The sequence below is a fragment of the Gemmatirosa kalamazoonensis genome, from assembly GCF_000522985.1.
GTDB classification, from domain to species: Bacteria; Gemmatimonadota; Gemmatimonadetes; order Gemmatimonadales; family Gemmatimonadaceae; genus Gemmatirosa; species Gemmatirosa kalamazoonensis.
This window is the reverse complement of sequence record NZ_CP007128.1, coordinates 1,753,049-1,775,580: the sequence shown is the minus strand read 5'-3', so window position 1 is coordinate 1,775,580 and position 22,532 is coordinate 1,753,049. Positions and strand designations below refer to the sequence as shown.

The 22,532-nt window shown below is 74.4% G+C and carries 24 protein-coding genes; 13 read left to right on the top strand and 11 right to left on the bottom strand.

Going from position 1 to position 22,532, the window contains the following annotated elements:
- Positions 1-163: 163 nt before the first annotated feature.
- From J421_RS07795 to J421_RS07765, 7 genes are all read left to right on the top strand, one after another.
- A complete protein-coding gene (locus tag J421_RS07795) occupies positions 164-478 on the top strand; it encodes a hypothetical protein (protein WP_025410617.1) in 315 nt (104 codons plus the stop codon).
- Between the two features lie 61 nt (positions 479-539).
- Positions 540-1,241 carry a hypothetical protein gene (locus J421_RS07790; RefSeq protein WP_025410616.1) on the top strand — a complete coding sequence of 234 codons (702 nt, stop codon included), beginning with the start codon at positions 540-542 and terminating at the stop codon, positions 1,239-1,241.
- Entirely contained in the window at positions 1,238-2,434 is a 1,197-nt protein-coding gene (locus J421_RS07785) for a sensor histidine kinase (protein WP_025410615.1), read from the top strand. Before J421_RS07790 ends, J421_RS07785 begins: the two co-directional genes overlap by 4 nt.
- A gap of 125 nt (positions 2,435-2,559) precedes the next feature.
- Entirely contained in the window at positions 2,560-3,093 is a 534-nt protein-coding gene (locus J421_RS07780) for a YfiT family bacillithiol transferase (RefSeq protein ID WP_025410614.1), read from the top strand.
- A gap of 326 nt (positions 3,094-3,419) precedes the next feature.
- Entirely contained in the window at positions 3,420-3,845 is a 426-nt protein-coding gene (locus tag J421_RS07775) for a hypothetical protein (protein ID WP_025410613.1), read from the top strand.
- A 55-nt stretch (positions 3,846-3,900) separates the two neighbouring features.
- A complete protein-coding gene (locus J421_RS07770) occupies positions 3,901-4,362 on the top strand; it encodes a GNAT family N-acetyltransferase (RefSeq protein WP_236646290.1) in 462 nt (153 codons plus the stop codon).
- Positions 4,359-5,060 carry a 3-keto-disaccharide hydrolase gene (locus tag J421_RS07765; protein ID WP_104022379.1) on the top strand — a complete coding sequence of 234 codons (702 nt, stop codon included), beginning with the start codon at positions 4,359-4,361 and terminating at the stop codon, positions 5,058-5,060. Before J421_RS07770 ends, J421_RS07765 begins: the two co-directional genes overlap by 4 nt.
- 24 nt (positions 5,061-5,084) lie before the next feature.
- Here the strand turns inward: J421_RS07765 and J421_RS07760 are convergent, their stop codons facing one another.
- Positions 5,085-5,798, bottom strand: coding sequence for a CAAX prenyl protease-related protein (locus tag J421_RS07760; protein ID WP_025410610.1), 714 nt, complete (start codon positions 5,796-5,798; stop codon positions 5,085-5,087).
- Positions 5,799-5,927: 129 nt separating this feature from the next.
- Between J421_RS07760 and J421_RS07755 the strand changes: the two genes are divergently transcribed.
- Positions 5,928-6,959, top strand: a complete 1,032-nt coding sequence (locus tag J421_RS07755) for a hypothetical protein (RefSeq protein ID WP_148306207.1) — start codon at positions 5,928-5,930, stop codon at positions 6,957-6,959.
- Between the two features lie 85 nt (positions 6,960-7,044).
- On the opposite strand, the gene J421_RS07750 is transcribed toward J421_RS07755, so the two are convergent.
- The gene (locus J421_RS07750) at positions 7,045-8,385 is read right to left on the bottom strand and encodes an amidohydrolase (protein WP_025410608.1); all 1,341 of its coding nucleotides are present in this window, start codon (positions 8,383-8,385) and stop codon (positions 7,045-7,047) included.
- 192 nt (positions 8,386-8,577) lie between these two features.
- Between J421_RS07750 and J421_RS32680 the strand changes: the two genes are divergently transcribed.
- Genes J421_RS32680 through J421_RS07740 form a run of 3 tightly spaced genes read left to right on the top strand, consistent with a single transcriptional unit; the run spans position 8,578 to position 9,808 of the window.
- Positions 8,578-8,859, top strand: coding sequence for a hypothetical protein (locus J421_RS32680; RefSeq protein WP_025410607.1), 282 nt, complete (start codon positions 8,578-8,580; stop codon positions 8,857-8,859).
- Positions 8,853-9,311 carry a deaminase gene (locus J421_RS32675; RefSeq protein ID WP_025410606.1) on the top strand — a complete coding sequence of 153 codons (459 nt, stop codon included), beginning with the start codon at positions 8,853-8,855 and terminating at the stop codon, positions 9,309-9,311. Before J421_RS32680 ends, J421_RS32675 begins: the two co-directional genes overlap by 7 nt.
- Positions 9,308-9,808: a DinB family protein gene (locus J421_RS07740; protein WP_025410605.1), complete on the top strand. Its 501-nt coding sequence runs from the start codon at positions 9,308-9,310 to the stop codon at positions 9,806-9,808. Before J421_RS32675 ends, J421_RS07740 begins: the two co-directional genes overlap by 4 nt.
- Before the next feature lie 13 nt (positions 9,809-9,821).
- On the opposite strand, the gene J421_RS07735 is transcribed toward J421_RS07740, so the two are convergent.
- The gene (locus tag J421_RS07735) at positions 9,822-10,691 is read right to left on the bottom strand and encodes an oxygenase MpaB family protein (RefSeq protein ID WP_025410604.1); all 870 of its coding nucleotides are present in this window, start codon (positions 10,689-10,691) and stop codon (positions 9,822-9,824) included.
- A 117-nt stretch (positions 10,692-10,808) separates the two neighbouring features.
- On the opposite strand from J421_RS07735, the gene J421_RS07730 reads away from it, so the two are divergent.
- Positions 10,809-11,132 (top strand): hypothetical protein, encoded by a 324-nt coding sequence (locus J421_RS07730; protein ID WP_025410603.1) that lies wholly within the window; start codon positions 10,809-10,811, stop codon positions 11,130-11,132.
- A gap of 10 nt (positions 11,133-11,142) precedes the next feature.
- Here J421_RS07730 and J421_RS32670 read toward each other — a convergent pair whose 3' ends face one another.
- From J421_RS32670 to J421_RS07695, 8 genes are all read right to left on the bottom strand, one after another.
- On the bottom strand, positions 11,143-11,283 hold the full coding sequence (locus tag J421_RS32670; protein ID WP_158508684.1) for a hypothetical protein: 141 nt from the start codon (positions 11,281-11,283) through the stop codon (positions 11,143-11,145).
- A gap of 58 nt (positions 11,284-11,341) precedes the next feature.
- Entirely contained in the window at positions 11,342-11,614 is a 273-nt protein-coding gene (locus J421_RS07725) for a hypothetical protein (protein WP_025410602.1), read from the bottom strand.
- Positions 11,615-11,678: 64 nt separating this feature from the next.
- Positions 11,679-13,673, bottom strand: a complete 1,995-nt coding sequence (locus J421_RS07720; protein WP_104022377.1) for an alpha-L-arabinofuranosidase C-terminal domain-containing protein — start codon at positions 13,671-13,673, stop codon at positions 11,679-11,681.
- Between the two features lies 1 nt (position 13,674).
- The gene (locus J421_RS07715) at positions 13,675-15,084 is read right to left on the bottom strand and encodes a M20/M25/M40 family metallo-hydrolase (protein ID WP_025410600.1); all 1,410 of its coding nucleotides are present in this window, start codon (positions 15,082-15,084) and stop codon (positions 13,675-13,677) included.
- Between the two features lie 324 nt (positions 15,085-15,408).
- The gene (locus tag J421_RS07710) at positions 15,409-16,131 is read right to left on the bottom strand and encodes a 2OG-Fe(II) oxygenase (RefSeq protein WP_025410599.1); all 723 of its coding nucleotides are present in this window, start codon (positions 16,129-16,131) and stop codon (positions 15,409-15,411) included.
- Position 16,132: 1 nt separating this feature from the next.
- Positions 16,133-17,011, bottom strand: a complete 879-nt coding sequence (locus tag J421_RS07705; RefSeq protein WP_025410598.1) for a DNA-3-methyladenine glycosylase family protein — start codon at positions 17,009-17,011, stop codon at positions 16,133-16,135.
- Between the two features lie 153 nt (positions 17,012-17,164).
- Positions 17,165-18,274, bottom strand: a complete 1,110-nt coding sequence (gene ada / locus J421_RS07700) for a bifunctional DNA-binding transcriptional regulator/O6-methylguanine-DNA methyltransferase Ada (protein ID WP_201773117.1) — start codon at positions 18,272-18,274, stop codon at positions 17,165-17,167.
- A 221-nt stretch (positions 18,275-18,495) separates the two neighbouring features.
- Positions 18,496-21,168, bottom strand: coding sequence for a BTAD domain-containing putative transcriptional regulator (locus tag J421_RS07695; protein ID WP_025410596.1), 2,673 nt, complete (start codon positions 21,166-21,168; stop codon positions 18,496-18,498).
- Between the two features lie 115 nt (positions 21,169-21,283).
- Between J421_RS07695 and J421_RS07690 the strand changes: the two genes are divergently transcribed.
- A complete protein-coding gene (locus J421_RS07690; protein ID WP_025410595.1) occupies positions 21,284-22,531 on the top strand; it encodes a hypothetical protein in 1,248 nt (415 codons plus the stop codon).
- Position 22,532: the final 1 nt, after the last annotated feature.

The window sequence follows — 22,532 nt, the reverse complement described above, 5'->3', positions numbered from 1 at the left end:
TCGGCCCGGGTCGGGCGGGGCGGCGGGGTGGGCGCGGGATGCGACATGCGGAGTTGCGGGGGGATCCTTGCGGTTGTCCGAGGCCGACTCGACAATAGCGACACCGCGCGCCGGCCGCGAAGCCGCGACGCCGCCGCCGCGCCCGCACCTGACGCAGCCACCGATGCCCAGACCGATCCCCCCGTCGGACCACGCGATCTCGCTCGAGGACGCCATCGACATCCGCAAGCGCCACGAGGGCGAGGAGAAGCCGAAACGATGGCCGGTGATGACCTTCCACCGGCACGCCTACGAGCGCATCTTGGGTCAACCCGGTTGCGCCGCCATACGGATCTATCCCGCCCGACATCCGGATGGCCGCCTGACCGTCGTCATGGTCGGCGTGGATGAGCAGGGGGCCGACATGACGCAGGGAGCGCTGGCGCAGGAGCCGTTTCTGTGCCCTCCCTACTGCGACGAGGACAGTCCGCTCGCCTGAGGCGCGGGGGCGGGTCCTCGTCCACCGGGCCCGCCCCACCGCAGCACCGCAGGTCAGCCGCATGCCGTCATCGCCGCTCTCGCCCGCCTTTCTCGCTCCGACGCTCGCGACCGTCGCCGCGTTCGCCCCACCGGCCGCCGCGGGATGGGCACGGCGGTCCTTCCTCGGAGACCCGGCGGGACAGGTCGCGACGTGCTGGCTGGTGACCGCGCTCGTGGGCCTCGCGAACTTCGTCGCGTACTTCTATCACTGGCTCCCCCGGAGCTTCCCGCTCTTCCCGTTCGCGTTCGGGGTGATGCCGCTGCTGCTCGCGCCGCCGCTGCTCACGTGGATCGGTCGGGACGCGGCGCGGTGGCGGTGGGCGTTCGTCGCGGCGTGGCTCGCGATCACCGCGGCGCTGCTCGCCGCGCTCGGCACCGGCCGCGAGTTCGTCGTGGTGATGGACCCGCTGATGTCCGCGCTGCTGGCGGCGCTGAGCCTGTGGGCGCTCGCCGCACAGGTGCGCCGCGCCCCGGCGTCGATCGCGCGGCACGACTGGTTCTGGATCCTCGTCGGCCAGGTGACGTACTTCGCGACGAACATGATCCGCGTGCCGCTCGTGGAGACGCTGGTGGCGCGCCACTGGGCGGCGGCGATCGCCGTGAGCAACGGGATCATGCTGCTCTACTGCGTGTCGTACGTGGTGATCGCGCGGGGGATGCTCGTGCGCGACCCGGAGCCGCGGGCGGTGCGCCTCGCGGCGCCGTCGATGGGGGCGGCGTGACCGTGCTGGCGCCGATCGCTCCCCTGCCGTACGCCCCGCACGCACTGACGGCGGTCGTCTTCGTGGGGGGCGCGCTCGTCGGCGTGGCGGCGACGGCCGCCGCGCGGTGGGGCGCGCGCCAGGCGCGCACGGCGCGCGCGGTGGCCGAGGCGGCCGGCCAGCTCGTCGTCGTGCGGCCGATCGACGGCGGGCCGTGCACGCCGATCTGCGTACCGCCGGCCCTCGCCTCGCTGCTCGCGCCGGGCGACCACTCGGCCGACGTGCTGCCGCCGTGGCGTCCGGAGGTGGCGGCGGCGGTCGAGGCGCTGCGCGCGCGCGTGGCGGCCTCGCCGTCGCAGTCGGCGACGCTCGACTGGCCGCTCTCCGATCGACGGCTGCGCCTCGTCGGCGCGCGCATCGGCGACGGCGCGCAGCTGCTCGTGTCGCTGGCCGAGGCGGGACCCGATGCCGCGCGGTACAACCAGCTGGAATCGGCCGCGCTGCTGTCGAGCGGCGTCGCGCACGACCTCATGAACGTGCTGAACCGCCTCGTGATGCACGCGGAGCTCGGCGCCGACCGGGCACGGGTGCCGGAGGTGCGGACGCACTTCGGGCACATCCACTCGGGGAGCGTCCGGGCGTCGGAGCTGGTGACGCTCATGCGCCGCTACCTGCGCGGCGAGCGGACGGCGGCGGCGGAGCGCGTGCCGGTGGCGCCGGCGGCGATCGTCGAGGAGGTGGTGGAGCTGCTGCGGCCGTCGATGCCGCGCGGCATCAGCCTGTCGCTCGCGCTCGACCCGTCGTGCGTGGTGCTGGCCGAGCCGGTGCACGTGCACCAGATCGTGCTGAACGTCGTGACGAACGCCGCGCAGGCACTCGAGGGCCATCCGGCGCCACGCGTGACGATCACCGTCGCGCCGGTCGGCGGCGCGGTCGAGCTGGTCGTGTCGGACAACGGGCCCGGGCTGCCCGCGGCGGTGCGCGAGCGGCTGTTCGAGCCGTACGTGACGTCGCGCGCGGCGCGGGGCGGCACGGGGCTCGGCCTCGCCGTGGTGCGGACGATCGTGACCGACGTGCTGGGCGGCGCGGTGGAGGCGGGGGACGCGCCGGGCGGAGGGGGCGGGGCGCGGTTCGTGATCCGGCTGCCGTCGGCGACGACGATGGCGACCGCCGCGCGGCGCGACGCGCTGGAGGCGGCGACGGCAGGAAGGTGATAGCCGCCGGCGGTCGCGGCACCTAGGTACCAGGGGGGCTCCCCCCCCTTCGCCCAAGGTTCGCTGCGACCGCGCGCGGTGCGGTACCGAAGCGACGCGCGCCTAACGATTCCGACGCGACGCCCATGACCACCGACCTGCGCTACCCGATCGGCAGGTTCACGCCCCCCGACGCGGCGACGGCGACCGCCGCGACGTACGCGCGGCTCATCGACGAGATCGAGCGCGCCCCGCGCGAGCTCCGCGCCGCGCTGGAGGGGCTCACCGACGCGCAGCTCGACACGCCGTACCGCGACGGCGGGTGGACCGTGCGCCAGGTCGCGCACCACGTCCCCGACAGCCACCTGAACGCGTACGTGCGCTTCAAGCTCGCGCTCACCGAGGACGAGCCGCGCATCAAGCCGTACGAGGAGGCGCAGTGGGCCGAGCTCCGCGACTCGCGCCTCCCGATCGCCCCGTCGCTCGCCCTGCTCGACGCGCTGCACGTGCGCTGGGTGACGGTGCTGCGCGCGATCCCGGTCGAGGACTTCGAGCGGCGCGCGTACGATCATCCCGAGACGGGGCGCGTGCCGCTGCGCGCGGCGTTAGGCCTGTACGCGTGGCACGGGAGGCACCACACGGCGCACATCCTGGGGTTGAGAGAGCGGATGGGGTGGTGACCGACGGCGCCGTGTACTGCGCCGGCGATGCTGCGCGGGCGATGACGCGCCGTGAAGCGCACGAAGCGCTCACGTCGCTCGACGGCGCCGTACCGCGCGGTTCGAGCGTCGTGAGGCGCCGCTAGCGCTTCATCGCGCCGTACCGTCCGCGCCGTATCGCGACCGCCGTGAAGGGCGCGGTACGTCGCCGTGTACGGGCCGTGACGCCGCCGCGAGGGCGCTCGTCCCCGGTCGAAAGCCCCGCTCGCTCGCATCCGTCGCGGCGGCGGGGCAGATTCCACCGGCACGCGCGCGAGGGCGCGGCGACACCGACGAGCGATCGAGTGATGACGAAGCGAGCAGAGTTCGTGGAAGGGCGGCGCACGCGCGCCGCGGCGGGACAGTTCTTCGTGAACATCGAAGTGCGCGCGCAGCCGAACGCGAGCGAGGCGAAGCTGCTGCGCGCCCTGGTCGATCCGGAGGGGCGCTACTCGTGGGTCCCGGCCGCCGCGCTCGAGGACCTCGGCATCATGCGCCGTCAGCCGATCTGGTTCACCACGCCGGACGGCGAGCGCGTCTCGCGGCTCGCCGGCTACGCGTTCTTCACCACCGAGGGCGCGCAGACGGTCGACACGGTCATCTTCGCCGAGCAGGGCGACCCGACGATCCTCGGCGGGCACGCGCTCGCGGCGATGAACCTCGTGCCCGACGCGCAGTCCAAGCGGCTCGTCGCCGGCCAGCCGCTGCAGCTCCCCACCAGCGCGGCGCCGTAGTCCGGTGCGCGCCGCGAGCGCTGCGCCGCGCATCCGTCCTGCGACGGAAGCGGACGTGCCGCTCATCGTGCGCTTCATCCGCGGGCTCGCCGAATACGAGCGGCTGCTGCACGAGTGCGAGGCGACGGAGGAGAAGATCCGCGCCTCGCTGTTCGGCCCGCGCCCCGATGCCGAGGTCGTGATCGCCGAAGTCGACGGCGAGCCGGCGGGGTTCGCGCTGTTCTTCCACAACTACTCCACGTTCCTCGCACAGCGCGGGCTGTACCTCGAGGATCTGTTCGTGCTTCCCGACCACCGCGGCCGCGGCGTGGGACACGCGCTGCTCGAGCACCTCGCGCGGCTCGCCGTGGCGCGCGAGTGCGGGCGGCTGGAGTGGTGGGTGCTCGACTGGAACGAGCCCGCGATCCGCTTCTACCGCTCGATCGGCGCGGTGCCGATGGACCAGTGGACGGTGCAGCGCGTATCCGGCGACGCGCTGCATCGACTCGCGGCCGGCGACCCGACTCCCGTCCCATGAGACACCTGCGGCGCGCACGTCTCCTCGTCGTCCTGTTAGGCACCTCGGCGTGCGCGTCGCACACCGCGCGGCTGTCGCCCGCGCGCAGCCTGTTCGACGGCCGCACGCTCACCGGCTGGCACGTCGACGTCCCGGCGGCCGACACGAGCCCGCGCCTCCGCAGCCCGTTCCTCGTGCGCGACGGCAACCTCGTCACGCTCGGCGAGCCGCGCGGACACCTCATCACCGACGCGGTGTACCGCGACTACCGGCTGGAGGTGGAGTACCGCTTCCCCGGCGCGCCGGGGAACGCCGGAGTGCTCGTGCACGCGTCCACGCCGCGCGCGCTCTACGGCATGTTCCCGAAGTCGATCGAGGTGCAGATGGAGAGCGGGAACGCGGGCGACTTCTGGTGCATCGTGGAGGACATCCGCGTCCCCGACATGGTGCAGCGGCGCGGCCCGCCGGAGACGTGGGGGATCACGGAGGGCAAGGCGCGCCGCATCGTGAACCTCACCGACGGCTCCGAGAAACCGTTAGGCGCCTGGAACCGCATGGTGATCGAGGCGGTCGGCCGCGAGATCACGGTGTGGGTGAACGGGGACCTCGTGAACCACGGCACCGACGCGACGGCCGACCACGGGCAGATCGCGCTGCAGTCGGAGGGCGCGGAGGTGGAGTTCCGGAAGATCGTGCTGACGCCGCTGCGGCGGCCGTGATGCCGCGAGCCGCCAGCCGCCAGGTCACATCCAGAACCGCCAATCGCGACTCGCGACGACGTACAGCGAGAGGACGAGATTGGTGACGGCGTGCGCGAGCACGAGATCGCCTAACGATCGCGTGCGCCGCATCCACCAGTTGTACACGACGCCGGCGACGAGCCCCACCTCCCAGAACGGGCCGTGCTCCGCGGCGAACAGCGCCGCGGTCGCCCAGAACGCGAACGGCGTGTAGCGGCCCATCGGCACGCGCTCCGTGCGCGTGTCCTGCAGCCAGCGTGGGAGCCATCCGCGCCAGAACAGCTCCTCGATCACCGGCACGAGCAGCGCCGCGCGCGTCGTGCGCAGCACGAGCATGAGCGGCGTGAGCTCCGTCGGTGGGATGGACGTGGTGATGCGACCGGTGATCGCGTTCTGCAGCAGCCAGTGCGAGCGCCACTGCGGCACCAGCACGTCGGGCAGCACCCACAGCGCGAACACGGCGAGTCCCACGCCGATGCTCGCGAGCCAGTACGGCGCGCGCGTCGGCAGCACGCGGCGCGAGAAGCCGACGATCGCCGCGACCAGCACGACGTCGCGCACGACCTCCTTCGTCGGATTCGCGAGCGGCAGCAGACGATCCACGGCGAGCCACGCCATGAACACCGCGAACGGGCCGACCCACGCGAGCGGATGCTCGCGCGGTGGCGGCGGCGCGGACGGCGCGCGGACTTCTTCTGCGGGCGACACGTGATGCATGCGAGGCGCGGGGCGACGGTGCGGAGGTGACGGTGTGGCAAAACGTGTGGCGAAAGTCCTACACGGTTGTTTTGTAGCGTCGGTACTATACTGTGGGCGCCCACCTCGCGGATTCCCCACCGTTCCGCCGTGCCCGCCCAGCAGCCCTCCTATCCACTACTCGAACGTCTGCTCGTGGAGATCGACGCGCCGATCCAGCGTGTCGTGTTCTCCCGCGGTGTCGACGCGTGGCGCATTCCGGACGACGGATGGAGCGTGATCCCTGCGCGCCCACGCGGCCCAACGCCGGCCGACGCGACGCTCGCCGCGCTCGGACTGCGCCCGGTGGACGCGGCGCGCGCGGCGTCCGGGCCGACGGCCGAGGAGCATGCGCGCGAGGGGCTCGAGGGCGACGTGGATCCGGTGGCGGTCGCCGCGACGCACGGTCTCGCGCCGCGGCTGCTCGTCGCCGCCGCGGGCACCACGCACCTCGTGTCGGCGGCCGGAGCGCTCGGCTGGCGCGCGCCGCTCGAGCGGCTGTTCGACGACCCGGGGCTCGGCACGCGCGCCCAGCGCCTTCGCTTCCTGCTCGACGCGATGGAGCATCACGCGGCGCGCGCGGCGGAGTCGTACGCGGCGGCGGCCGCGGCGGCGCGGCGCACGGCGGCGCTGTTCGGCACGCGCGAGCTGACGACGCTCGCCGGCCAGACCGCGCTCTTCGTGGAGCTCGACGCGCTGCTCTCCGCGGTGCAGCGCACGTACCTCGGCGCGGGACGGCTGCTCGCCGCCGCGTACCCGGAGCGGCGCCGCACGGTGCCGGGGGCCGCGGTCTCGTTCGACGCGCTCGTGCTCGGGACGCGCGGCGCGTCGGCGGACCTGCGTGAGACGCTGCTCGCGGCGTGGGATGCGCACGGCGTGTACGCGGCCGCCTATCGCCGCGCGCTCCGCGCCCGCGACGCCGCGGCGCTCGGCCACGCACCGGTGCGTCTCACACGACTCGCATGCGGCATCTGGACGGTGAGCGTGCCCGTCCCCACACCCGGGCGCGCGAGCGAGGCCCCGCGCCCGGCCCGCGGCTCGCGCGCCCAACCTCAGGCCGACGCCCTCGACCGCGCATGGACGCTCGCGACGGACGCGATGCGGGTGGTGTCGCACGTGGTGTACGCGGCGGCACAGCGATAGAGCGCTGCGTGGCTGCGTAGCTGCGTAGCTGCGTAGCTGCGTAAGTGCCGTTACGCAGCCACGCAGCTACGCAGCCACGCAGCGATCACGGCGTCGCAGGTGCCAGGTAGTCCGTCGCCAGCGCGACGAGCGTGCGCACCCCGGTCGGCAGCGCGGATTCGTCGGCGAAGAACTTCGGCGAGTGGTTCGACACGAACGCCGAGAGCGGGCTCCCCTTCGGACGCACGCCGAGGAACACGAACATCGCGGGCACCTGCTCGGCGTAGAAGCCGAAGTCCTCGGCACCGGTCACCGGCTGCCCCTCGATCACGTTCGACGCGCCGGCCACGCGGCGCAGGGTGCCTAACATCCGCCCCGTGAGCGCGGCATCGTTCGCCGTCACGGGCGTCATGCGCTGGATCGTCACGTCCGCGGTGGCGCCCTGGCTCTCGGCGATCAGCTTCGCCGTGCGCTCGAGGCGCTTGCCGATGTCGTCGCGCATGCCGGGATCGAACGTGCGCACGGTGCCGATCATCACCGCACTGTCGGGGATGATGTTGTTGCGCACGCCCGCGTTCAGCGCGCCGACGGTGACGACCGCGGGCGCGAGCACGAGCTTCGCCTGACGGCTCACGATCGTCTGCAGCCCGTTCACGATCGCCGCCGCGGCGACCACCGGGTCCACGCCGTCCCACGGCGTCGCGCCGTGCGTCTGCCGGCCGTGCACGACGATGCGGAAGAAGTCCGACGCCGCCATGAAGCCGTTAGGCCGCGTCGTGAGCTGCCCCGCGTCGGCCGGCGTGATGCCGACGTGCAGGCCGAAGATCGCGTCCGGCTTCGTGCCGGCGAACAGGCCGTCGTCGAGCATCGCCTTCGCGCCCTGCGGCTTGCCCGCCTCCCCTTCCTCGTCGGGCTGGAAGACGAACATCACGGTGCCGGGGATCTGCGCCTTCATCCCCGCGAGCACCTCCGCGGCGCCCATCAGCATGGCGACGTGCATGTCGTGGCCGCACGCGTGCATGACGCCGACGTCCTGGCCGTTGTACGTCGCGCGCACCTTCGACTTGAACGGCAGGTCGACGAGCTCCTCGACGGGGAGCGCGTCCATGTCGGCGCGCAGCGCGACCACCTTGCCGGGGCGCCCGCCGCGCAGCAGCCCCACGACGCCCGTGCCCCCGACGCCGGTGCGCACCTCGAGGCCCAGCGCCTTCAGGTGCTGCGCGACGATCCCCGACGTGCGCACCTCCTGGTTCGACAGCTCCGGATGCTCGTGGAAGTCGCGCCGCCACGCGACGACCTTCGGCATGACGGCCGCCACGCGGCGCGCGACGTCGGCGTCGCCCTGGGCGCCCTGGGCGCCCTGGGCGCCCTGGGCGTGGAGGGCGGTCGCGAGGCTGAGCGGGAGCGCGGCGAGGGCGCCGGCGGCGAGACGGAGGCGGCGAGACACGGCGGGTGCGAGCGGCTGGGACTGGAACGATTGAGGCGGGAGACCCTGAGGATAGGGCGCGTCCCGGAGCGGTACCAGTGTGCCACCGCCCGGCGCCGTGGCTCGCCGCCAGTCTCGCCGTCCACGACGAGGTGCTGGAGAGGCGGCGGCGGGCTAGATTCACGGCCCCGCTCCACTTCCGGCCGCCGTCGCATGCCGTCTCGCCGCACCCGTCTCGCCGCCCCCGAGTTCAGCGCGCCACGGCACCGCGTCGGGAGCACGCTCGACCCGGCGGTCGGCGGGACGCTCGAGGTGGGCGTCGTCATGGACGACCCGCACACGATCGGTCTCGTGGCCACGACGGCGCGCCGCCGCCGCTCGCTCGGCCGGCACACGAGCGCGGACGGCGCCGCGGGGGTGATGGCGTCGAACGACGGCCGCGGACGCACGGGACGACGTGGTCGTCCCGCCGCCGCGTTAGGCACCGCGTGCTGACCGACGTCGACCTGACGGAGCTGCGCGCCACGGTGGCGCTCGCGCTCGAGGCGCGGCAGCGCGGCGACGACCCGTTCGGCGCGCGCGTCGTCGCCGCCGACGGGCGGCTGCTCGCGGAGGGCGGGAACCTCGTGCGCACGACGGCGGACGTCACGGCGCACGCGGAGATCGTCGCGCTGCGCGCGCTCGGCGCCGTGGCGGGAGCGCCGGAGCTGGCCGCGGCCACGATGTACACGAGCGCCGAGCCCTGCGCGATGTGCGCGGCGGCGATCGCGTGGGCGGGCGTGGGGCGGGTGGTGTTCGTGGTCGACGCCGCGCGCGTGAAGACGCTGGACGCGCCCGCGCCGACGTGGCCGGGCGTGCCGGGGCGCGAGGTGCTGGAGCGGTCGGGGCGGCACGTGGAGCATGCGGCGATGCTGGCGCGCGAGGCGGAGGCTATACTCTGGCCATGAGCGCCCTCGACGACGTCCGCACGCTGTTCGCGTTCAACCGTTGGGCGAACGAGCGCACGCTGGATGCGGTCGCGGCGCTCACGCCGGAGCAGTACGCGCGCCCGTTAGGCGGCTCGTTCCCGTCGCTGCGCGCGACGCTGGAGCACATGCTCGGCGCGGAGATCACGTGGCTCGCGCGCTGGCACGGTGAGGTCGCGGGGCGCGTCACCGACTTCTCCGACTGCGCGGACCTCGCGTCGCTGCGCGCGCGGTGGGACGCGACGTGGGGCGAGCAGCGGCGTTATCTCGACGCGCTCACCGAGGGCGCGCTCGCCGCGCCGCTCGCGTTCCGCTTCCGCAGCGGCGTCGAGGGCGCCTCGCCGCTCGTCGAGGTGCTGCGCCACGTCGTGAACCACGGCACGTACCACCGCGGCCAGGTCGCGACGCTCGTGCGCCAGCTCGGCGGCACGCCGGCCGGCACCGACTACATCACGTACTGCCTGACCCGGTCTCCGTAGAGGCGGCGGGCGCCTAACGCGCCGCCCCCTCGCGCGCGTGCAGCAGCGGCGGCGGGCCAAGGTCGGTCAGCTCGTAACCGTCGGGCCACGAGCGCTGCGGCGTGCCGGTGATGAAGCCCTTGCGGCGGCGCGGCGGGAAGAAGCGGAGCGCCCAGCCGCGCATACGCAGCGCGCCGGCGACGAGCGACCGCACGGGGCGCGGCGCGGCGCGGAAGCCGAACGACGCCAGCATCGTGTCGTCGAGCAGGGCGTGGATGCCGACGCGCACGAGCGGGCGCAGCGGACGCGGGAACCAGCCGGCGAACAGCTCGCGCGTCGACGTCGCGATGCGGCGGTTCGCCTCGTCGAACGCGAAGTGCGTGCGCTCGAACGCCACGCTCCACCGCTCGAACGCTTCCGGCGTCGGCGGGATGTCGCGGATGTTCATGCGGCGCCCGACCTCGCGCCAGAAGTGGTAGCTCGCGCGCTTCTCGTGCGCGGTGAGCCGCCGCCACCCGTAACGATCCATCCACCGGATCGGTTCGAGGTGGAACGTCGTGAGGACGTAGAGGAAGTCCTCGTTCGCGATGTCGTAGTGGCGGTGGAACCGGTTCGTCCGCCGCAGCGCCTCGCGCCCGCGGTCGCTGTCGTAGCCCCACTCCATGATCTCCGCCATGAGCAGCGCGGTGTCGTCGTAGCGACGCTGCGGGCGGTCGTGGAACTCGCGCGTGTGGTCGAGCAGCCGCGACGTGCGGGGATTGCAGAACGTGCGATAGAGCGCCATCTCGAGCGCGCGCACCCAGTCCCACGGGAACTCCCACCCGACGAGGTAGTGCACGATCTCGACGTGGTCGCGCTCGGGGTCGAGGCGCGCGATGTGGCGGGCGATGTCGTAGCGTCGCATGGGCGGTCGGCGGGTTCGCCGATTCTACGCCGCGCGTCGCGGACCGGATGCCCCGCATCGGAAACCACCTCGCGGACCGCCTCGTAGGCGACGACGGACCCAGGCACCGAGGTCGACATGAGCGGCAACGACATCATCCAGATCATCACCGTCACCACCGTGAGCGGGATCGCGCTGCTCGTCACGAGCCATCTCGGCCGCGCGTTCCAGCGGTGGATGGAGACGCGTCGCCAGCCGCCGCCGATCGACGAGTCGCGGCTGGTCGCCACGCTGGAGGAGCTGCGTGACCGGATGGCACAGCTCGAGCGGACGGTGGACGCCTCGGCCGTGGAGCTGGAGCGGATCGGCGAGGCGGACCGCTACATGGCGAAGCTGCTCGCCGAGCGCGTCCCCGCCGCGGTGCCGGCGCCCCGCAGCGAGCGGGTCATCACGCCGCACTGAGCCGCGGCGGCTACTGGATCGGCAGCTTCTTCGTCGGCGGCTCGTCCTCGGGCGGGGTGGGCGCCGGCGGCCACGGCTCCCGGTCCGGGGTCGGCTGCGGGTCGGGGAGCGGCAGCGGATCGGGCGACGGCACGGGGACGGGCACGCTCATGCGGGGCTCCAGACGGGTGAGGCCCGCGAGCCCTTGCATGGATCGGGCGCAGCGCCCGTCAGCTGGTGCCGCTGGGGCGGTAGCCGCCGAGCTGCAGCGCCTGGCTCACCATGTCGCTCGTCGTGAGCGCGACGTGGATCGACGCGAGGAACGCGAAGCGGGCGACGGCCATCTGCACCATCGCGTCGCTCAGCGCGCTCGTGCCGCCGACGTCCATCGTGTCCGGATTGGCCAGCGTCTCGGTGGCGGCCGAGACTCGGCTGGCCGCGACGTCGAACCGCGCCGCGGCGGCCGAGACGCCGCCGAACGAGCTGGAGATCCCTGCGATCATGCCGTCTCCCCCGGTGTGGGTCCCGGGAGAGTGTCGGCAAGGACGCCGGCGAACTTGAGCGCCGTCAGCCGCCGCGCACGCGCAGCGTCAAGGCCGACACCGAGCGCGCCGGGACGTCGACGACGAACGCGCTCCCGGCGCGCAGCGGCCGGCGGCGCGGGGCGATCGCGTCGGGCGTCGCGAAGCCGTTGGACCCGCGACGTCCGTCGGGCTCCGCGAGCAGCTCCCACGTCGCGTCGCTCTGCACGCTGCCGCCCCGTACCTCGACGCGCACGCGCACGTCGCGCGCGGGGTCGGTGTTCACGAGCATGACGTACAACAGGCTGTCGGCGCGCGTGGCGACGACGTCGAGGGCCGGCGTCGGCGCGCCCGACGAGTCCACGCCGAACGTCGGCGCGCCCGTGAGCGCGACGCCGACGCGCTCGCGGCCGAGGTGCGTCGCGTAGAGCCGGTTCGCATGGTAGAGCGGCGTGACGAACAGCGCGTGGCGGCTCGCCTGGACGATGCCGCCGGGCCAGCCGTTCACGAGGTCCGATACCGCGCTCATGGCGACGACCGGCGTGCGCTCGAACACGTTCATGAGCCGCGCGCCGTAGAGCGCCGCGTCCATGCCGTGCTGCCGCGCCTCGGGGAGCGCGAGCCCCCACTCGTCGATCGTGAGCGCGACCGCGTGGCCGGGCACCTCGTCGCGGATGAGCCGCGCGACGTCGGCGTAGAAGCGCTCGTAGCCCAACGGCCGCGCCATGAGGTGGCGCAGGTCGCGCTGCGTGGAGTCGAAGCCGTAGTAGTGGTGGATCGCGAGGTAGTCGACGTACAGCCCGACCGCGCGCAGCACGATGCGGTTCCACGCCATGTCGTTGTCGCCGACGGCGATGAAGCGGATGGTGGAGTCGACGGCGCGCATCGCGTCGCGGTAGCGGCGGAAGTTGCCCGCGTAGGTGGCGGCGTCCGTATGGCCGCGGACCCAGTCGCCCCAGATCTCGTTGCCGACCTCCCACAGCGTGACGCCGTACGGCGCGGGATGGCCGTTCGCCGCGCGCACGGCGCCCCACCGCGACGTCGCGGGGCCGTTGCAGTACTCCACCCACGCCGCGGCCTCCTCCGGCGTCGCGCCGCGCCCGTCCACGTTGACCGTGAGCGACGGCTCCGCGCCTAACGATCGCGCGAACGCGATGAACTCGTCGGTGCCGAAGTCCGATGGCTCGGGCTCGCGCTTCCACGACAGGTTGACCCACGTCGGCCGCTCGTCGCGCGGGCCGACGCCCCACCGCCAGTGGTAGTCCTGCGCCACGTTGCCGCCCGGCCAGCGGATGAACGCGGGGCGCAGCGCGCGCACGCGCTCGTACACGTCGCGCCGGACGCCGCCGGGCGCGGTGTCCGCGGGCATGAGCGACGCCTGGTCGAGCCACACGCGACCGCGCCCGGGAAAGAGCACGACGAATCGGGCGAGCGGATCGCTCCGCATCGGGTGCAGCACGACGGCGTAGCGGCGCCACGCGCCCGGCGCGACGTCGACGCGCCACTCGGCGTACACGCGTCCGCCGCTCGCGTCCTCCTCGAGCGCGAGGACGACCGGGCCCGTGTAGTCGGCGGCGCGGAGCCAGATCTGCGCGGTGTACGGGACGCCGCCGCGCACCGGCACGCGCGGCTGGTAGATGCCGTGGCGCGCGATGACGCCGTCGCCGGCGTCGACGCGCAGCGCGTGCGATGGCCCGGTGCCCGTGAGCGAGTCGGCGCGCACGGCGAACGCCACCGAGTCGTCCCACCGGAAGTCGAGCGCGTAGTCGTCGTTGCGGTCGTCCGGGTAGCGCTCCCACGGGCGCGGCAGCCCGATCGCGTCGGGCGCCTCCTCGAACCCGCGCCCGCGCAGCAGCTCCGCGTGCAGCCCGCCCTTGATGCCCTCGTACATGAACTCGAGGAACTGCCCGAACAGCAACGGGCTCACGGGCCCCTCGCGTCGCGCGACGTCGATCACGACGCGGGCCTGGGAGTGCGCGGGCGTCGCGGTCAGCGCCAGGGCCGACAGCAGCAGCCGCAGATTACGACCTGGCCGAGCCACGTCAGGCTCCCGGCGCGCCGGCGATCTGCCGCAACAGCCGGTCGGTGAACGCGAGCCCGTCGTAGAACGAGCGCACGCGCAGCTTCTCGTCGAGGCCGTGCATCCGCTCCTCGCCCGGCACGGTGAACAGCCCGTTCACGCCGTAGGTCGGGATCCCCGCGTCGCGCAGGAGGCGGCCGTCGGTGGTCCACGTCGACATGAGCGGGATGATCGGGACGTCGCCCCACAGCGCGCGCGTCGTCGCCGTCGTCGCGGCGAGCAGCTGCGGGTCGATCGGATCCACCGTCATCGCCCACGTCGCGCCCGCGCCGACGGGCGACACGCGCACGCCGGTGTCGGCGATCACGCGCACGAGCGCCTCGCGCGCCTCCGCCGCGCTCGACGTCGGCACGATGCGGCAGTTCACGGTCGCCGTGGCGCGCTGCGGCAGCGCGTTGTTCGCGTGCCCGCCGGCGAGGCGCGTCGCGACGCACGTCGTGCGCAGCATCGACGCCCACGTCGGGTCGCGCGACAGTCGCGCGGCGGCCGCGGCATCGGACGGGTTCGCGACGATCGCACGCATGGCCGCGGCGACGTCGGGCGGGACCACGCGCGCGGTCTGCGTGAAGTACGCGCGCGACACGTCGTTCAGCGCGACGGGAAACGTGTACGACTCGATCCGCTCGAGCGCGTGCGCGAGCTGATAGATGGCGTTGTCGGGGCGTGGGATGCTGGAGTGGCCACCCGGGTTCGTCACGGTGAGCGTGAAGTTCGCCGAGCGCTTCTCGGTGGCCTGGAAGCCGAGGTACAGCGGGCGGTCGCCGGCGAGCGCGCCGAACGCGCCCTCGTTCAGCGCGTACGCCGCGTCGACGAGCTCGCGGTGGTTCGCGAGCAGCCACTGCACGCCGTTCGAGCCGCCGCCTTCCTCGTCGGCGGTGAGCGCGAGGATGACGTCGCGCCGTGGCGCCCACCCGTCGCGCTTCCATTTCAGCAGCGTGGCGACGAACAGCGCGGCGTGGCCCTTGTCGTCCGCCACGCCGCGCGCGACGAAGAAGCCGTTCTCCTCGCGCAGCACGAACGGGTCGGACGCCCAGTCGGCGCGGTTCGCGGCGACGACGTCGAGGTGCGCGACGAGCAGGACGGGCCGCTCGCCGTTAGGCACCCGCGTGCGGTAGCGCACGACGAGGTTCCCCTTCGTCGGCTGCCCGTCGGGGACGAGGAGGCGCACGTCCTCGGCCGGGAAGCCGGCATCGCGGAACCGGCGCGCCATGGCCTCGGCGGCGGCGGTCACGCTGCCCACGGAGTCGGCGGTGTTGATCTCGACGAGCTCGCGCAGGACGTCGCGCGCGAGCTGCTGGTCCGCCGAGAGCCTCGGCTGCGCGCCTAACGGTGCGACGACGAGGAGCAGGGCGGCGGCGAGGGGACGGAGCATGACGGAGATGGTACGGCGGGACGAACGACGGCGGGACGGCCTACAGCGGGACGATATACGGCGGGACGATATACGGCGGGACGACGAACGGCGGGAGCGGGCGCCCGGATCGTAGTTACCAGGGGGGGCTCCCCCCCCTTCGCCCATAGTTCGGCCGCGCTCGATCGACGTCGGTACCATTCCGACGCCGACCGGATCCCTCCGAACGCACGCCATCCCGCCGTATCCGTCCCGCGGTAAGACGTCCCGCCGTTCGACGTCCCGCGGTAAGACGTCCCGCCGTTCGACGTCCCGCCGTCGATCGTCCCGCCGTTTCCATCAGCCCTACGCCGCGTCGTGAAAGATCACCCCCAGCGTCTCCCGCCGCCCGCTCCGCACCGGGCTCACGCCGTGCCGCATCTGTACGCGGTAGTGCCCGCGCGCGCCGGCCACCGGACGCGTGCGCGTCGTGAACAGCACGATCGCGCCGCGCGCCGGCCGCAGCGCCGTCCCCGCCGACTGCGCGCGCGGCCGCTGCTCGACGAGCAGGAACTCGCCGCCGGTGAAGTCGCGCTCCGGCTCGCGCAGCATCGCCATCGCCTGGAACGGGAACGCCACCGCGCCATACAGGTCCTGATGCAGGCAGTTGTAGCCGCCGGCCTCGTAGCGGAGCAGGAGCGGCGTCGGCCGCGTCTGCCCCGCCGCGGCGCACCGGGCACGGAACGCGTCGAGCGTGTCGGGGAAGTCGGCCTCGCCGCCTAACAGCGCGGCCCACCGGTTCGCGACCGCGGCGAGCGGTGGATAGAGCGCCTGCCGCAGCGCAGCTACCTCGGCCGGCAGCGGCTCGGCGAAGTACTTGTAGCGTCCCTCGCCGAAGCGATGACGAGCCATGTCGACGCGCGCGCGGAACCGTGCGTCGTCGTCGAACAGCGCGGCGAGCCGGTCGCACTCGGCGGCCGACAGCAGCGGCGGCGTCTCAGCCCAGCCGCGCGCGTCGAGATCGCGCGCGAGGGCGGACCAGTCGAGCGCCGCGACGCGCGCCGCGATGGAGGTCGTGTCCGTCGTCATGTCACACCGGGTCGGAGAGGGAGGTCCACAGGAACACCGTCGCGTACGCGCGCCACGGCCGCCACCGCTCGGCCGCGCGCTCCGCGTCGGCGGGCGCGACGCCGAGCCGCGCGAGCGCCTTCACGACGCCGAGGTCCGCCGCCGGGAACGCGTCGCGGTCGCCGAGCGCGCGCATGCGCACGTACGACGCGGTCCACGGCCCCACGCCCGGGAGGTCGTCGAGCGCGCGCTGCGCCTCGTCGGCCGGCATCGCGCGCACGGCGTCCCAGCGCAGCCGTCCGTCGCGCACCGCCGCCGCGCACGCGCGCAGTGCGGCGGCGCGCGTGCGCGGGACGCCTAACGATCGCAGCGTGTCGACCGACGCGTCGGCGACCGCGTCGGCGCTCGGGAACGCCACCGACGGCTCGTCGCCGCCCAACGGCTCGCCGAGCAGCCGGACGAGCCGATCGGCGATGGTGCTCGCCGCACGCACGCTCACCTGCTGCCCGAGCAGCCCGCGCACGAGCCCCTCGAACGGGTCGAGCAGCTGCGGCAGCCGCACGGCGGTGTGTCGCGCGACGATCGGGCCTAACGCGCGGTCCCTCGCCACGTGGGCGCGGAAGCGCGTGACGTCCTCGCCGAGGTCCAGCATGCGGGTGACGATGCCGCGGAGCACGGCGGGCGCCAGCGCGGGGTCCGACGCCGCGCGGAGGGCCGCGCCGTTCGCGCGCACGGTGACGCGCACCGGCCCGTGCACCGGCAGCCGCACCACGCGCACGTACGCGTGGTCCGTGACGCGCTCGATCGACGGCACCGCACGCGGCGCGAGGAAGCCGGTGATCCAGCGGAAGTCGAAGCCGTCCGGCGCGGCGAGGTGCAGGGGCCGAGACGTTGCGGTCACGGTGGGGTCGGGGTCGGTCGCGTTCTTCGAGCCGCAGAGGGCCGCAGAGGGCCGCGGAGGACGGCCTCTTTGGATCGAACCACAGAGGACACGGAGGAAACCAAGAGTGGTTCTTCTCTGTGTCCTCCGTGTCCTCTGTGGTTCAAACGGCGCCTAACGCGCCGCGCGCTCCGCGTCGAGCAGCCGCTGCTTGCGCTCGGTGCCCCACCGGTAGCCGGCGAGCGCGCCGCCCTCGCGCACCACGCGGTGACACGGGATGACGAGCGCCACCCGGTTGCTCGCGCACGCGGCGGCGACCGCCCGCGCCGCGCGCGGGGCGCCCAACGCCGCCGCCACCTCGCCGTACGAGCGTGTCTCGCCGGCGGGGATCGTGCGGAGCGCGTCCCACACGCGGCGCTGGAACGGCGTCGCAGGGACGTCCACGGGCGCCGCCGGCGGCGCGCCGCGCGCGTCGAGGTACGCGACCACCGCGTCCACCCACGCGGCGAGCGGGTCGCCGCCGCCTAACGGTCCGGCGGGCTCGATCGTCGCCGCGGGATACTCCGCGCGCAGCTCGCGCTCGAGCGCCGCGCCGTCGTCGCCGAGCGACACCGCGCAGAGACCGCGCTCGGTGCCCGCGACGAGCACCGTGCCCAGCGCGCACGGCACCACGGCGAAGCGGATCGTCATGCCGCGGCCGCCGCGTCGGTAGCTCGCCGGCGTCATCCCGAGCTGCGCCGACGCGTCGGCGTACGCGCGACTGCTCGAGCCGTAGCCCGCGCCGTACGTCGCGCGGCTCACCGTCTCGCCGCCGCGCAGCTCCGCCTTGAATCGCTCCGCGCGCCGCACGCGAACGTACTCCGCCGGCGACACGCCGAGCCGCGCCTTGAACGAGCGCTGGAGGTGGAACGGGCTCATGCCGACCGCCTCGGCCAGTCGGTCGAGCGTCGGGCGCTCGCCGCCGGACGCGACGTGCGCGTCGAGCAGATCGCGCACGGCGGCGACGCACGCCTCCGCGTTCGTCACCCCGTTCGGGTGGCAGCGGCGGCAGGCGCGGAAGCCGGCGCGCTCCGCGTCGGCCGGCGCGGCGAAGAAGCGCACGTTCTCCCGACGCGGCCGACGCGACGGGCACGAGGGGCGGCAGTAGACGCCGGTGGTGACGACGGCATACACGAGATGGCCGTCCCACGACGCGTCGCGCGCCTCGACCGCGCGCCATTCGGCGTCGGTGTCGGGAACGCGGGTGGTCGTGGGAAGCAGGGCCATCGGCGCGGCGTGGGACATGGCTGGGTCTCCGGGACGTGGACGCCGGAGCGGGTCGCGTGCTCCGGTGCCCTCAGTCTCGCGGCGACCGCGGTGGGGAGATACCCGAGCCTTGCGGTCGAACTGCGGGGTGCTGCGTTCGAATGATACCCGTCTGCTTCGAAGACGTAGCACCCCGGGCGAAAGCGGGGGCGGGACACGAGTCGACGCGCGGCGGATCGTCGCCGCGCGGTGATCGCGCGTCACCCCTTCGGCGCGAGCAGCCGCTGGAACGCGGGGTCCGCGCGCAGCGCGTCGAACGCGGGGTCCGCGTGCACGAGCGTCTCCGCGTAGTCGAACTCCGACGCGTCGCCGGGCATCACGGCGATCCCCTGCACCATCGGGTAGCCCTCGTCGAGCGCCTGCTCGAGCAGCGCCACCGCGCGGCCGCCGTCGCCCGACAGCGCCGCGATCCGCGCGCGCCACAGTGTGTGCCGGCCGAGCAGGTACGGCGTGGGGAGCGCGGCGAGCAGGCTGTCCGCGCGTCGTGCCGCCGCGAGGTCGCCGCCGCGCGCCGCGACGGTGCCTAACACGCCGAGCCCGGTGACGCGACGCGGGTCGCGCGCGAGCAGTCGCTCGGCCGCGGCGCGGGCCTCCGTCAGGCGCCCCCCTTCGGCGAGCAGCACCGCGCGGGCCTCGAGCAGCGCGAGCGACGTGTCGCGCCCCGCGCGGCGGGCGATCGCATCGAACTCGGCGAGCGCGGAGTCGAGCAGCGGCGCCCCGTCGCCGGGCCGGCCGTGCGCGCGCAGCTCGCGGCTGCCTTCCACCAGCATCCGCCGACGCACCGCCGCGCCGTCCCACCGCTCGGTGCGCGCGTGCAGCGCCAGCGAGTGGATCTCGCGCGCCGCGTCGGGCGCACCGCTCGCCGCGACCGCGCGCACGACGTTGAACGCGGCCGCGTTGCGGAACGGGTGCTGGTGGTGGCCGCGGTGCGCCGCGTCGAGCTCGCGACGGTGGTCGCCGAGCTCGTGGAGCGCCGCCGTCTTCCAGTTCCAGTAGAACGGGATGGACAGCAGCACGCCGCGCGTGGGATCGAGCCGGTCGAGCGTGGCGAGCGCGAGGCGCGGGCGGTTGGCGAACACCGCGATGTGCGCGACGTGCACCACCATCTCGGCCGACCCCGGCGAGGCGCTCGACAGCTCCTGCGCCGCGCGCAGCTCCGCCTCCAGATCGCCGCGCACGTCGGCACGCACCATCTCCAGCGACGCGCGCTCCAGCCGCGATGGCGGCGTCGGCACGGACTCGGCCGCGCGCAGCAGCGAGTCGGCGGTCGCCCACCCGCGTAGCTCGGTGTGGAAGTACGCGGCCATCACGCGCGGCAGCACGTACGTCGAGTCGAGCCGCGCGGCGCGCGTGGCGTGGACGAGCGCCTGCCGCAGATCGGACTGGTAGTAGCGGCCCCACGCGGCGAGCGTCTCGCGGTACGCGTCGTACGACGGCGGCGGCGCGAGGCGGATCCCGATCGCCACCGCCGACGTGTCCACCGCCGACGCGAACAGCGCCGCCGCGCGCCGGCTCACGGGGACGACGAGCGCCTCCGGCTCGCTCGCGCTGCCGCTCGACACGCCCAACGATCGGACGACGCGCCCCGTCGCCGCGTCCGTGAGCTGCACGTACACGCGCAGCGAGTCGTGGTCGCGGTAGTAGCCGCCCCGCACGACCATGCCCGCGCCGATCTCGCGCGCGAGCGCCACCGCGCGGTCGCCGGTGCGCAGCAGCCGCGGGAACTTGTCGACGACGCGCGCCGTGACGAGCGCCGAGCGCGCGTCCACGACCTCGTACTCGCCGATGCCCGAGAGCGCGGCCGTCGTCCATTCGGCGGCGAGCTCCCCGAAGTCGGCGAGCCGCGGGTCGCGCGTCTGGTCGTCGAGCGGCGCGACGACGACGCGGCGCGGGTCGAGCGTGACCGGGGCACGGGTGAGGAGCGTCATCGCCGTCACGCGCTGCGGCTCCGGCACGAGCACCGCCGCCCACGTCGCGCCGCCGACGAGCAGGATCGTCGCCGCCGCCGTGGCGACCCACGCGAGCCGAACGAGCCGCCGACGCCTGTGCGGTGGCGCGGACACCGGAGGCGCGATGGGCTCGGGCGGCGCGGGCTCCGGCGCGGGCTCCGGCGCGCGCTCCGGCACGGGTGTCGGGGAGGCGCTCGCGGCGGGTGCGGGTCGCGCGGCCGAGCGCCGCAGCCGCTCGGCGAGCGCTTCCACGTCCGCGTCCGCGGGCAGGTCCAGCTGCTCGCGCAGCACCGCCGCGTGCACCCGCGCATGAGCCAGCGCGCCGGAGCGGTCGCCGGCGCGGTCGAGCGCCTCCATGAGCCCGCGCGCCACACGCGCGTTCGTCGGATCGTCCGCCGCGAGCCGGCGCCAGACGGCGACGGCTCCCGCGGCGTCGCCGGCGGCGAGCCGCGTGCGCGCCACCTGCTCGGCGGCGACGCGCCAGTGCGACGCCAGCTCGCGCCGCTGCTCGTCGGACCACCGCTCGAACTCCCCCGCCCCGGTCAGGTGGAAGCCGTCGAGGAACGGCCCGTCGTACACAGCGACCGCCGCCTCGAGGTCGCCGCGGGCGAGCGCCTGGCGGAACGTCGCCACGTCGCTCGGCAGGATGGCCGGGTCGAGGCGCAGCTCGTCGGTGCCGGGGAGCGCGTTCGGCGGCAGATCCTTGCGGAGCAGGAAGAGCCACTGCGACAGCGCGTGGCGCGCCTTCGCCTCCTCGCTCTCGGGCCACAGCCACCCCACGAGCTTGTCGCGGCTCACCGCGCGGTCCCCGGCCGCCGCGAGCACGGCGAGGAGCGCGAGGCGTCGGCGCTGCGTCATCGGACCGCTCACCGGGTGGCCGTCATCGAGCAGCGCGAGGCCGCCGAACGTGCGCAACCGCAGCATCGATCGCGATTTGACGCTGGTGTGAAAGCGACGTGACAGAGCCGCGAGAGGCTGACGCTACGACCGGCGACCACCACCGGCAAGAGCCGTCACCGTCACCTCCAGGAGGCTCACCATGCGTCCGATCCACCTGTCCCTGATCGCCGCCACCGCCGTCGCGGGTGCCTGCACGGACGCGCCGTCCGCGCCGCATCTCCCGGCCACCGCCGTGAAGCCGGACCTCGTCTCCGAGGGCCGCGGCGTGTTCCAGCGGTACGTCGCCATCGGCACGAGCGTGAGCATGGGCTGGCGCTCCGACGGCGTCACCGCGCAATCCCAGAGCACGAGCTGGCCCGCGCAGCTCGCGCGTCTCGCGGGCCGCGAGCTGAGCGTGCCGTCCATCGACGCGCCGGGATGCGGCGCGCCACTCGCCGCGCCGCTCGCCGGCGGGCTCCGCGTGAGCGGCGAGCCGGCGGCCGCTCCGTTCCTGTCGCGCATCTGCGCGCCTAACGTGCCGGGCGTCACGCTCCCCGCCGGCAACGTCGCCATCAACGCGGCGCGCACGATCCACGCGCTCACCGCCACGCCGGAGAACCCCGACCCCGCGTACGCGCCGCTGTACGCGCGCGTCCTGCCGCCGGGCATGTCGCAGGTGACGGCGATGATGGCGCAGAACCCGAAGATCGTCTCCGTGGAGCTGGGCGCGAACGAGCTGCTCGGCGCGCGCAACGGCGTCTACCTGCCCGGCGTCAGCGTCGTGCCCGTTTCCATTTGGGAGCCGCAGTACCTCGCGGTGCTCGACAGCGTGGAGAAGACGACGAAGCACGCGCTGCTCGTGGAGCTCATCGACGACGCGCGCAGCTTCCCGAGCTTCCGCACCGGCGCGGAGCTGTGGAACGCGCGCGCGACGTTCGCGCCGCTCAACGTGAGCGTGTCGTCGGACTGCCAGGAGAGCGAGAACGTGCTGTTCGTCGCCGTGCGCGTGCCCGTCGCGGCGGCCGCCGGTGCCCAACGCGCGCAGCAGGGCCTCGGTCCGGCGACGTTGAGCTGCGCGAACGCGCCGTCGTCGACCGGCATCCAGGACTACGTGCTCGACCCGACGGACGTCGCGGCGTTGAACGCGCAGCTCGCGTCGATGAACGCCGTCATCCGGCGCGAGGCGGAGCGCCGCGGCTGGGCGCACTTCGCGCTCTCGGCGCTGTACGAGCGCGCGGTGGTGAAGCCGCCGTTCGACGCGGTGGCGCTGCTGACGACGGCGGAGCCCTACGGCCCGCTCGTGAGCCTCGACGGCTTCCACCCGTCGGCCGCCGGCTCGGCGGTGCTCGCGGAGGCCGCGGCGCACGCGCTGAACGACCGGTACGGCTTCGGGATCCCGCTGCCCTGAT